Below are 9,884 nucleotides of genomic sequence, written 5' to 3' on the forward strand. Positions count from 1 at the left end.
CTATAGATCACTCAACACCCGCACACTCTTCATCATCTCTTCGACTTCGCCCTGCAACAACATCGCCTCGTCTTTCAGCACGGGCAGGGTCCCACCATCATGTATTCGCTTTTCCAACGTTCTTAGTCGCACGCTCAGGGGCGTAGCTCCCATCTGTCCCGTGCGGCCCGCGAGTTTGTGTATGATCTCCCGTAACAGCGCCGTATCACCGTTGCGCAGACTTGCTTCCAGTCGCTGCAGATCATCCTCGGTCTCTTCCACAAACTGAGTCAACACAGACTGCAACAACGACTCATCCCCAAACGTCATCTGCTTTAACACGGACAAGTCAAGCGCTGTCGGGGGCATAGCCGATGCGCTCGCCGCTTCCGACACGGCCTGGGGCGCGACGGAGAGCCCGAGTGTTTCCAGCAGCTCGTGTTCGTGAAACGGTTTAGAGAGGACGACATCGAAGCCACCATCCAACAGCTTTTGGCGGTCTTGTGCAAAGACATGGGCCGTCAGGGCAATGAACCGCGTGCTGCGCGGATACTTCTTGCGCAGCGCGGCACAGAGCTCGATGCCGTTGATGCGCGGCATGCGGATGTCCATCAGGATGTGTGTGACGGTAGGGTCGGGGGTATGGTCCAGCAATTTTTCGGCTTCCTCGAAAAGCTGGTGTGGAATATTGTTGTTGGTGAAAATCAGGCCGCACAGCCGCACGATCATCGGGTCGTCGTCGACAAGCAATACCTTGCCGTGGAAAATACTGAGTTGTCCTGGTGCGGGCGTATGGGCGGCAGGTTGTGCAGCTTGCGTTGTACGCGCAAAGGCCAGCTGTACGAGGAAAGTCGAGCCGATGCCCGGTTCGCTGGTTACTTCCACCGTACCGCGCTGGGCTTCCACCAGCGACTTTACGATGGTCAATCCCAACCCGGAGCCGCCACCGTATTGTTCGGCGACCAACGAGCTGGCCTGCTCGAATTGATTAAAGATGGTCTTCAGGTCTTCCGGTCGAATGCCAATGCCTGTATCGGTGATTTCAAACGTACAGGCTATTGTGTCGCCGGGTTGTTCAACCGTCCGGACCGTGAGGCGTACGAAGCCTTTATTGGTGAACTTAATGGCATTGCCCAGCAAGTTGTATAGTATCTGCCGCAGGCGGAACGGATCGCCGAGGAGGCGGTAGTCGAGCGCTTGCTCATAGTCGAGCAAGAAGGTGAGACCTTTTTTCTCGGACTGCACACGCATCGCCTCTTCTACCTCGTTTACCAGCGTGCGTAGCGTAAACGGCTCTTCTGCCAGCGAGAAGTTACCGGAGGAAATGCGGCTATAGTCCAGCACTTCGTTGACGATGTGCAGCAGGTGCTCGGAGGAGCTGTGAATGGCGGCGGCCGCTTCGGGGCTGCCGGGGCGTTGGCGTAGTTGCTCGGCAAAACCGATAATAGACTGCAGGGGCGTGCGAATCTCGTGGCTCATGTTGGCCAGGAAGCGTTGCTTGATCTGGCCCAGCTCTTCGGCTTCGTCGCGCGAGCGCTCCAGCTGCTCTTTGTAATAATTGCTTTTGCTGATGTCGATCCAAATGAGGTATACGAGCAGTGCGGCCACCAGGAAGAATACCACCAGCAACCCGCTGATGCGCGATATACTTTGGTTGAAGAGAGTGCCGGCCTGTTGGTTGGTTTTGCGCATTTGCTGCAGCTCTTCGTTCTCTACCTCGTGCAGGATGCCCAGCAGCTGGTTGATGAAAAGACTGTTGGCGTGGATCAGCTCCAGCTCGCGGCGTTGCAATCGCCTGTTTTGACTGACGCGGTTGTCGTCCAGCTCCCGCATGATCTTTTCCACTTCCTCCAGCGCGTTGCTCTGACGTGCCACGGCCAGCGTGTCCACTTGCACGCTCAGCTCTTCTTCCACCTTCATATGCTGGGTCGCAGGTGTTGCATCGTTGTTTTTCTTTTTACCAAAGAGCCGGAAACGAGCGGGTTTTTTGTCTTTCTCCGATGCAATGGTAGAATCCTTCCAATACGTCGTCGTGGTTTTCTTTTGCGTGGTCACCACGCTGGTATCGCCACCCTGATCGAGGATTACGGCAAGCGTGTCGAGGCGCTCGGTATACTGGCGGTTGGCCGCCAGCCTTAATTTCAGACGCAAATAAGAGAAGAACAGCTTGTCGCGTTGTTTGAGCACCTGCTTCATTTCGCTGATGCGACCGTGCTGGGCGGTGTCCCACGGCATGGCCAGAATGGTGTCGATCTTGGTCGCAACGTTTTTGGACTGTGAAAGGAATGCACGATAAGGCTTATACGGATTGCGGATGGCCTCGGCCCGCTGTAATTGGTCCAGTGTCGTGATTTCCTGAAACACCGCATGGAGGGCAGTAAGCTTTTCGTTGGGCTCAGACAGCTCGTCGACGGTGCTCAGCATGGTGCGAAATGCGAAATGCGTAATGCCCAGGGCCAGCATAATGGCAATCAGGGCAAAGAAGAAGCCTGCCAGGACCTTTCCTTTTACGGAGACGGGATTCGATTTGTCGCGCGAGTTGACCATGCTGCAGACTGGGGGAGTTCCAATTATTGTTTGAACCAGATAATATGCCAAAAAAAGTCATAAAATAAAAAAGTCCAGCAGCATCAATGCCGTGGACTTTCCCGCCAGAGGCGTATAGGTTAATCGAAATTAATACGGTGCAGCTTCGGCCGTCTTCGGGTTGGCCGGTTTCACGACGATCTCCCGCCCGTCGAGCTCCTTTTCATTTAGAGAAGCAATGGCCTGCAGGGCCTCATTGTCGTCCGGCATTTCAACAAAACCATAGCCTTTGGAGCGGCCGGTTTCCTTGTCGCGTACGATCTTCGCCGAGCTTACCGCGCCATAGGAGGAAAAGGCGGCTTCGAGCTCTTCTTTGCGCGTCTTGAAATTAAGCTTTGCAACAAAAATGTTCATGATACAGGTGTTATGTAAAACAAAGGGTCTTTGCACAGCGTGCTTTATGGGTCATAGCGGTTAGCAAAATCCATGCGCGCGTCGCCGCTGCATGTTATCTGTTACTGAGAAAAGAAAAAATGGCCCCACAAAAGTAATGTGGGGCCTGCCCAATAAAAGATATTTATAATAACCGCTAAACGCTTCGTCCTCTGATAAGCCGTAATAAAACGGCAATGATAGCGACTACCAACAGCAGGTGTATAATACTGCCCACACTGAAAACAAATGCCCCTAAGAGCCATCCGATAATCAGGATAACCGCTACTACATATAACAAGTCGTTCATAGTCGTAAGTATTAGAGATGGAACTTTGGTATGGCTCTGAAAAATCAAGTGCCAGCACTGGCGGGCGTAAAATCTCCGGGGTGGTGAGAAGCATTTTCCAGCCATTGGGGAGGAGAAGTGTTAAGTGGGGAGTAACGTGCACAAAAGTGTGGATTTTTGCTACACATTGTCCGCTACAGCCTGGAACTACAGGCGTTGCGAACAATGGCATTAAATTTTCCAGTCTTGACACGTATTAACTGTCTAATGGCTTATGGACGCATTTACTATTGTATTGATCTTTTTTGGCACGTATGGCACCTTTATGACGGCGGCCTACTTTCTTGCCAAAGTATTCTTCCCGCTAGAGGATGAAACGGCTACCGCCAAGGCTTCCTTGCGCGAGCGTCGTCAATTCGTACCCCGCAGAAGACTGTCTACCAAAGAGCTTCAAACATTGCGCGGTACCCTTCGCTACGCCAAGTAAGAACTGATAGGAAAGTATATACGTTACCCACGTATATACTTTTTTTATGCGCGTGTGCGCGTATACAGACTAGCGAACGCCCTTCACCCGGAAGGTATTGCGCTGCATGGGTTCGGCAGTGTAAGTCGTTTTAGCTTGCAACAATTGAGGCTCCACGCTAACGGTTTTTTTTGGCTCATCCTCCGCCGTAATGTTCAGCGCGATGACAATCACACCCAGGCAAGTTCCGACTAACAAGCACCGTTTCCTGAATTGTTTTTTGATATTCATAACCTCTCCTTTCAGATGATTCCCTCCGTAAACGCAGAAAAGTTTGTGCCATTGTGTGTGTTTCCCAAGAATTATAAAGCACTCGGTGAATGACCTATATCTGTGGAAATTAGCGGTCATAACTCATTGATAAATGGGGAGATAGCCGTTCGTCAAACAAATGTGCTCTTTGGCATTATTATTTCTTTATACGTTGACACAAATGCCGGTATAGGATTAGGCGTGGTTGGAAAAATAATCCGGTAAGCAGCAGCGTTATGTCAATGACAGGCGCTCTGGAATAAAGGAAGAACCAAAGAATAACGGTTATATTTTATGAAAACTTTATTGCGCATTGCTACAACCATTATGCTGACGTACGCGTTACTTAGCTTAACTTCCTGGTAAGCGGTTTGCCTTACTAATGGAGAATTTGAATAGTACCCGGTTGGCCGATGGATCTTCACACGATCCGGAGGCAAAGAAAATATTTGGAGTGACGTGTGGAAAGGTGCACGGATCATCTTTCGTGAATTGTGAAGAAGAAGTATGCTTTTGTTTCATGACCCGTTCCTGGTCGCAGAACACCCAAAAAGCAGAACAACCCAGCACTCCTTACCAGGAGCCGTCATTTTTAGCTTTATGACGGCTCCTTTTTTTATGCCCTTCCCGAATACCCCATCATCGATATCACGCATTTTTTCTTGACAATGCGTTTGTTCACGTCGGTATAGTGCACGTTCACGTGCATGTCAAAACTGATACAGGTTCTGAAGCAAGCCCCATCAAAAGTGATACAGGTGGGTGGTCAAGCGCTGGGACACTTCCAGTGTACTTCGAGTGATCCACATAGATGTCCTATACATGTCCCACGGATGACCTACGGATGTCCTTACCCTTTAAAGGGGTGGAACATCTATGGGAGATTCGTAGATACCGATAGGGGAGTGGATAAATCAGACTGGCAGCATACACGCACCGTGCTGCCACTGCCGGGGACTTTGAAAGGAATAAGAACTGAAAAGAAAATTATATGCAAATCGATGTCTACCGATAAACGTGGCAGAGGTCGGTAGAAAGATTGATGGCTGTACCACCTTTTAATGCAAAACATCTTTCTGTATCGATCAGCGGCAATACGCGGACAAGCAGCTGTACTTGTTGAGCAAATCCTCGTATCTCCAAAGCGGTAAGCCCACCGACTACGGGTTTTTCATCCATGATTGCCTGCAAGGAATAGACTATAGCGTGCCAATGGGGCAGAAACTGACCGCGGACATAGACGCCATGACGCAAGGATGTAAGTACACCACTTTTAACCAGGTTGTCGATGTCAACCCGGTTAAAGCCTTGCTCCATTAGCCAGGAAGGGATCGTTATCACTCCTTCAGGCAGTAATTCGGCTAATTTCCGTCTTCGTCTCCATTAAGGATTATCTGACTTTTTACTTACAATCTGTCTTCGCTGCAGCTTCGGTAAACTTTGCTGCGCGCTTGTCTTTGAGCACCCAGGTGCCGTTTTGATCGACAAGCTCGCCGTGCTGAATGAACAGCGAGTCGGGGGTGAGGCGGAGGATCTTTTCTTCGCGGGCGTTGGTGCCTTCGGCCTGGTAGCTGTAGACGGCCGTGATGGTGTCGTTTTGCAGGGTGCCGTCCAACGTGCCGGTCATTTTGTCTTTTTCGGCGGGCAGCCAGCGCAGGGTGCCGGTAACGTCGTTGCCGACGATTGCCAGCGTCACGAGCAGGGAGTCGTTGCCGGTGATGTTTTGGAAGCAAAGCTCTTGTGCGGTGGAGGCTTCTATGGCATCGGATACGGCGCTACGCTTTTCAGACGGGCCGCATGCCGCGAGCAGCAACAGGCTGCCGCAAAAGTATACGAATTTTATCATGGACAATTTGTAGACTTACTCTTCGGAGGTCTGTACGGTCTCGGCCGTGTTGCGCGAGTTGAGTGTTGTGGCTGGATCCTGCCAGTGAAGTTTATACACGTCGGTGGTCTGGTTGGCGTACATACGCACAATGATCACTTCGTCGCCGATCATTTTGAATTTGTATTTGCCGTTGAGCACGTACGTCCAGTCGAACTCGTCCGTCCACACACGTTGGTCGGTAAATTCGATCTCCGCGCCCGTCAGCTTGTACACGCCGGCGCCAATGGCTGGGGAATTGGTAAGATCGCTGAAGCCGTTAAAGCTATTGTTTTGGATCACAAGGGTGACGGGCGTGGGCGTGCAGCGGCCGTCGGGATTGAAGCGGCTAAACTCGCCGGTATAGGTTCCGCTCTTCAGCGCGACCTGCGTATTCCCCTCATTCTTATCGCACGATACCAATCCTACACAAAGCAGCACGAGCAGCAGAATTCCATTTTTCATCGTCAGTCGTTGTTACAAATGTTTAGACCCTTCCAGAACTTCATTCGTTGGAATACTTAAAAATACACGATCTCTTCCGACTTGCCAAGGGTTCGAAACAGACGTTCGCCAAATCACCCGGCAAACGCGGCTATTGGCAGAGAATTAACAAGAATTTCATGTAAGGCTCCAAAGCATTCCCCATAAAGGGCGTCGCACGCTTCGTCCCGCTGAAGGTGGGACAGCACTCTGCCTGCCTTAGAAATCAGGGACGTACGGGCACCCGCCAGACTGCACAAATGCCGCTTGACCTCGATCTGCACTTGCGGGTGACCGCTACCGATGCTAACGGCGCACAAGCTGTGGGAGGGAAGACGACCATCAATACGGGTGACACTACGCATCCCTAAGAGCAAATAAAAAAGGTTCACGGTATATGCCGTGAACCTTTTCTTATACTCGTTGTATGATCTTAGTCCAGTGCTTTTACGCCTGGCAGTACTTTACCTTCAAAGTACTCCAGCAGCGCGCCGCCACCGGTCGATACATAGCTTACGTCATCATTGAAACCGAATTGGTTAACAGCAGCAGCCGAGTCGCCACCACCGATCAGCGAGAAGGCGCCTTTCTTGGTTGCGCTTACGACAGCTTCGGCAACAGTCCTGGTACCAGCCGCAAATTTTTCCATTTCGAATACACCCATTGGACCGTTCCACAGGATGGTCTTCGAATCTTCTATGGCTTTCGCAAATACTTGCGTTGCCTGGGGACCGATGTCGAGGCCCATCCAGCCGTCTTTAATGTTATTGTTGTTGGCCACGTCGGTGTTAGCGTCGGCAGCAAATTTATCGGCAATGATCGAGTCGAGGGGAAGGAGCAGGTCTACACCTTTTGCCTTGGCTTTCTGGATCAGCTCTTTTGCCAGGTCCAGCTTGTCGGCTTCTACCAGCGAGTTGCCGATGTTACCGCCCAGCGCTTTGAAGAAGGTATAAGCCATGCCGCCACCAATGATGAGGTTGTCTACCTTGTCGAGCAGGTTTTCGATGATGAGGATCTTGTCGGAGATCTTCGCGCCGCCCATGATTGCTGTAAATGGCTTCGCTGATTTCTCCATTACTTTCTTGGCGTTGTCCAGCTCAGCCGCCATGACAAGGCCCGCACATTTTTCTTTAAAGAATTGTGCTACGATGGTCGTGGAGGCGTGCGCGCGGTGCGCAGTGCCGAAGGCATCGTTCACATAGATATCGCCGTGTTTGGAGAGTTTTTCGGCAAATGCAGTATCGCCTTTTTCTTCTTCTTTGTAGAAGCGCAGGTTTTCGAGGAGCAGCACTTCACCGGGCTTCAGGGCCGCAGACAGTTTATAGGCTTCGTCACCGATGCAGTCGCTTGCAAATTTTACGGGGCGACCCAGCAGCTCTTCTGTTTTCTTGATGGCATGCTTCAGTGAATATTTCTCTTCCGGACCTTCTTTCGGGCGGCCCAGGTGCGACATCAGGATAACGCTCCCGCCGTCCTTCAGGATCTTGTTCAGCGTCGGGATCGTAGCGCGGATGCGGTTGTCGTCCGTAACGTTAAAGCTCTTGTCCAGGGGTACGTTGAAGTCAACGCGAATGAGGGCGCGTTTGCCGTTAAAGTTGATGTCGTTGATCGTTTTCATGAGGCGGTATCTGTTGTTTAATGAAAATTTACGGACAGCAAAGCTAAGATTTTTGCGTTTTGAGGGGCTATGTGCGGGAATTAAAAATGGATGGGCTGGGTAAAACAATCGATTGCTTTTTTTCGGATGAAGCAATTTTTATTCTCTGCTCAAGTGTAAAAAGCCCACGATGCTGCCTCGTCGCCAGTCTGAAGACTGGCAACAGGGTAGGCACAAGTCGCCCTCCCTTCGGTCGGAAGACTGCGCCAGATGGCGTTACATTACGGGCAGTGGCCTACAGATTGTCCCAAACCTGGTTGGCTTCTGTTAGAATGATGGGGGCTCCATCGGTAATAACAATGGTATGTTCATGCTGTGCTACAAAGCTCTTGTCGCGCGTCGTAAGGGTCCACCCATCGTTGTTTTTCTGGTATGCCATCGTAGCGCGAGTAGAGATGAAGGTCTCGACGGCTACGACGGAGTTCTTGCGAAAGCGTTCGTGGTTGTGGCGGTCGTAGTAGCAGGGAATCTCGTGGGGTGCTTCGTGCAGGGCGCGGCCGATGCCGTGGCCTACCAGGTTGCGCAGCACGGTATAGCCCGCTTTGCGGGCTTCGGTTTCAATCAGGCGGCCAATGTCGGCAATGCGCACGCCGCCGCGGATGTTGTGGATGGCTTTGTGCAGTATCTTTTTGGAGGCGTCTACCAATGCGCTGCGTTGGTGCAGATCGCGGCCTAACACAAACGAGCCGCCGTTGTCGGCCCAATATCCGTTGAGCTCCGCGGAGACATCGATGTTTACCAGGTCGCCTTCGGCAAGTACGACCTTGTTCGAAGGTATACCGTGGGCTACGTCGTGGTTTACGCTGATGCAGGTATGTCCGGGAAATCCATACGTCAGGTACGGCGCGGATCGTGCACCGTAGGATTGTAAGCGCGCAGCGCCGTAGTCGTCGAGCTCCTTGGTGGTCATGCCGGGGCGGGCGTAGTCGCGCATCTGGCGCAGCGTGAGGGCCACCGCTTCGCTGGCTTTGCGGATGTTGACGAGGTCTGTTTGTGAGGTAATGGACATAGAGGTATACCGGTTGTCTAATCGCCAAAGCTAATGTTGAGGCCTTTGGCCGCCTGCACCAGGTACGAGTCTTTTTCGACTACGTGGTGGCTACTCGTGGCTTCTTCCAGCGTTACGGCCGTGATGGTGTTGTTGCGGAAGGACACCATTTTGCCGAAGTCGTTCGCGAGCACTAATTCAAACGCTTTGACGCCAAATAAAGTTGCCAGCACACGGTCAAAGGCTACCGGCGTGCCGCCGCGTTGCACGTGGCCCAGTACGGTTTCGCGAATCTCCGCTTTGCAGCCTGCATCTTTCAATTGCTGTGAAAGCTGGTAGGCTACGCCGCCGAGGCGTACGTGCTCGGAGCCTTTGTCGCCGGTGCGCGAGGTGATGGTCCCTTCTTTGGGTTTGGCGCCTTCAGCAACGACGATGTTGGCAAAGCCCCTGCCTTTTTTATAGCGCAGGTTGAGGCGACGCACCAGCTTGTGTATGTCGTACGGTATTTCCGGAATGAGACAGATTTCAGCACCGCCGGCGATGGCGGTGTGCAGTGCGATCCAGCCGGCGTCGCGGCCCATCACTTCCATGATCATGACGCGGTGGTGGCTTTCAGCGGTCGTTACCAGCTTATCAAAGCTGTCGGTGGCAATCTGCACGGCCGTTTGGAAACCAAATGTGACGTCGGTTGCGGCGAGGTCGTTGTCGATGGTCTTGGGTACGCCAATGATGGGCAGCCCCTTGTCGTATAGGGCCTTCGATATTTTTTGCGAACCGTCACCGCCGATGTTGACGATGGCGTCGAACTTTAGTTCCTTGAGGCGCTTCACCAGGTCGTCCGAGCGGTCGGCCATCTGCACGGAGCCATCGGGTTGTACCACGGGGAAG

The 9,884-nt window shown here is 52.2% G+C and carries 11 protein-coding genes; 1 reads left to right on the forward strand and 10 read right to left on the reverse strand.

Annotated features, from left to right (window positions below; genetic code table 11):
* The 3 genes from KK062_RS23010 to KK062_RS23020 all read right to left on the reverse strand — a co-directional run bounded on the left by KK062_RS23010 (position 1) and on the right by KK062_RS23020 (position 3,247).
* A complete protein-coding gene (locus tag KK062_RS23010) occupies positions 1-2,526 on the reverse strand; it encodes an ATP-binding protein (RefSeq protein WP_254086713.1) in 2,526 nt (841 codons plus the stop codon).
* Positions 2,527-2,655: 129 nt separating this feature from the next.
* The gene (gene rbp, locus KK062_RS23015) at positions 2,656-2,919 is read right to left on the reverse strand and encodes an RNA-binding regulator (RefSeq protein ID WP_254086714.1); all 264 of its coding nucleotides are present in this window, start codon (positions 2,917-2,919) and stop codon (positions 2,656-2,658) included.
* Positions 2,920-3,094: 175 nt separating this feature from the next.
* Positions 3,095-3,247, reverse strand: a complete 153-nt coding sequence (locus KK062_RS23020) for a lmo0937 family membrane protein (RefSeq protein ID WP_254086715.1) — start codon at positions 3,245-3,247, stop codon at positions 3,095-3,097.
* Positions 3,248-3,500: 253 nt separating this feature from the next.
* On the opposite strand from KK062_RS23020, the gene KK062_RS23025 reads away from it, so the two are divergent.
* Entirely contained in the window at positions 3,501-3,713 is a 213-nt protein-coding gene (locus KK062_RS23025) for a hypothetical protein (protein ID WP_254086716.1), read from the forward strand.
* 69 nt (positions 3,714-3,782) lie between these two features.
* On the opposite strand, the gene KK062_RS23030 is transcribed toward KK062_RS23025, so the two are convergent.
* The 7 genes from KK062_RS23030 to KK062_RS23060 all read right to left on the reverse strand — a co-directional run.
* Positions 3,783-3,983, reverse strand: coding sequence for a hypothetical protein (locus tag KK062_RS23030; protein WP_254086717.1), 201 nt, complete (start codon positions 3,981-3,983; stop codon positions 3,783-3,785).
* Positions 3,984-5,009: 1,026 nt separating this feature from the next.
* Positions 5,010-5,321, reverse strand: a complete 312-nt coding sequence (locus KK062_RS31250; RefSeq protein ID WP_254086718.1) for an AbiEi antitoxin N-terminal domain-containing protein — start codon at positions 5,319-5,321, stop codon at positions 5,010-5,012.
* Positions 5,322-5,406: 85 nt separating this feature from the next.
* Positions 5,407-5,850 carry a hypothetical protein gene (locus KK062_RS23040; RefSeq protein ID WP_254086719.1) on the reverse strand — a complete coding sequence of 148 codons (444 nt, stop codon included), beginning with the start codon at positions 5,848-5,850 and terminating at the stop codon, positions 5,407-5,409.
* Between the two features lie 15 nt (positions 5,851-5,865).
* Positions 5,866-6,333, reverse strand: a complete 468-nt coding sequence (locus KK062_RS23045; protein WP_254086720.1) for a hypothetical protein — start codon at positions 6,331-6,333, stop codon at positions 5,866-5,868.
* A gap of 451 nt (positions 6,334-6,784) precedes the next feature.
* Positions 6,785-7,969 carry a phosphoglycerate kinase gene (locus KK062_RS23050; protein ID WP_254086721.1) on the reverse strand — a complete coding sequence of 395 codons (1,185 nt, stop codon included), beginning with the start codon at positions 7,967-7,969 and terminating at the stop codon, positions 6,785-6,787.
* Positions 7,970-8,243: 274 nt separating this feature from the next.
* On the reverse strand, positions 8,244-9,017 hold the full coding sequence (map, locus tag KK062_RS23055; protein WP_254086722.1) for a type I methionyl aminopeptidase: 774 nt from the start codon (positions 9,015-9,017) through the stop codon (positions 8,244-8,246).
* Between the two features lie 17 nt (positions 9,018-9,034).
* Positions 9,035-9,884 (reverse strand): 6-phosphofructokinase (locus KK062_RS23060; protein ID WP_254086723.1); only part of this gene is annotated, 850 nt, incomplete at its 5' end.

Source organism: Dawidia cretensis (assembly GCF_018598175.1).
GTDB lineage: Bacteria > Bacteroidota > Bacteroidia > Cytophagales > Cyclobacteriaceae > Ohtaekwangia > Ohtaekwangia cretensis.

What these genes read in the sequence shown, in the direction of transcription:
- KK062_RS23010 (WP_254086713.1), bottom strand. Translation starts at nt 2,526, where the DNA reads ATGGTCAACTCGCGCGACAAATCGAATCCCGTCTCCGTAAAAGGAAAG.
- rbp (WP_254086714.1), bottom strand. Translation starts at nt 2,919, where the DNA reads ATGAACATTTTTGTTGCAAAGCTTAATTTCAAGACGCGCAAAGAAGAG.
- KK062_RS23020 (WP_254086715.1), bottom strand. Translation starts at nt 3,247, where the DNA reads ATGAACGACTTGTTATATGTAGTAGCGGTTATCCTGATTATCGGATGG.
- KK062_RS23025 (WP_254086716.1), top strand. Translation starts at nt 3,501, where the DNA reads ATGGACGCATTTACTATTGTATTGATCTTTTTTGGCACGTATGGCACC.
- KK062_RS23030 (WP_254086717.1), bottom strand. Translation starts at nt 3,983, where the DNA reads ATGAATATCAAAAAACAATTCAGGAAACGGTGCTTGTTAGTCGGAACT.
- KK062_RS31250 (WP_254086718.1), bottom strand. Translation starts at nt 5,321, where the DNA reads ATGGAGCAAGGCTTTAACCGGGTTGACATCGACAACCTGGTTAAAAGT.
- KK062_RS23040 (WP_254086719.1), bottom strand. Translation starts at nt 5,850, where the DNA reads ATGATAAAATTCGTATACTTTTGCGGCAGCCTGTTGCTGCTCGCGGCA.
- KK062_RS23045 (WP_254086720.1), bottom strand. Translation starts at nt 6,333, where the DNA reads ATGAAAAATGGAATTCTGCTGCTCGTGCTGCTTTGTGTAGGATTGGTA.
- KK062_RS23050 (WP_254086721.1), bottom strand. Translation starts at nt 7,969, where the DNA reads ATGAAAACGATCAACGACATCAACTTTAACGGCAAACGCGCCCTCATT.
- map (WP_254086722.1), bottom strand. Translation starts at nt 9,017, where the DNA reads ATGTCCATTACCTCACAAACAGACCTCGTCAACATCCGCAAAGCCAGC.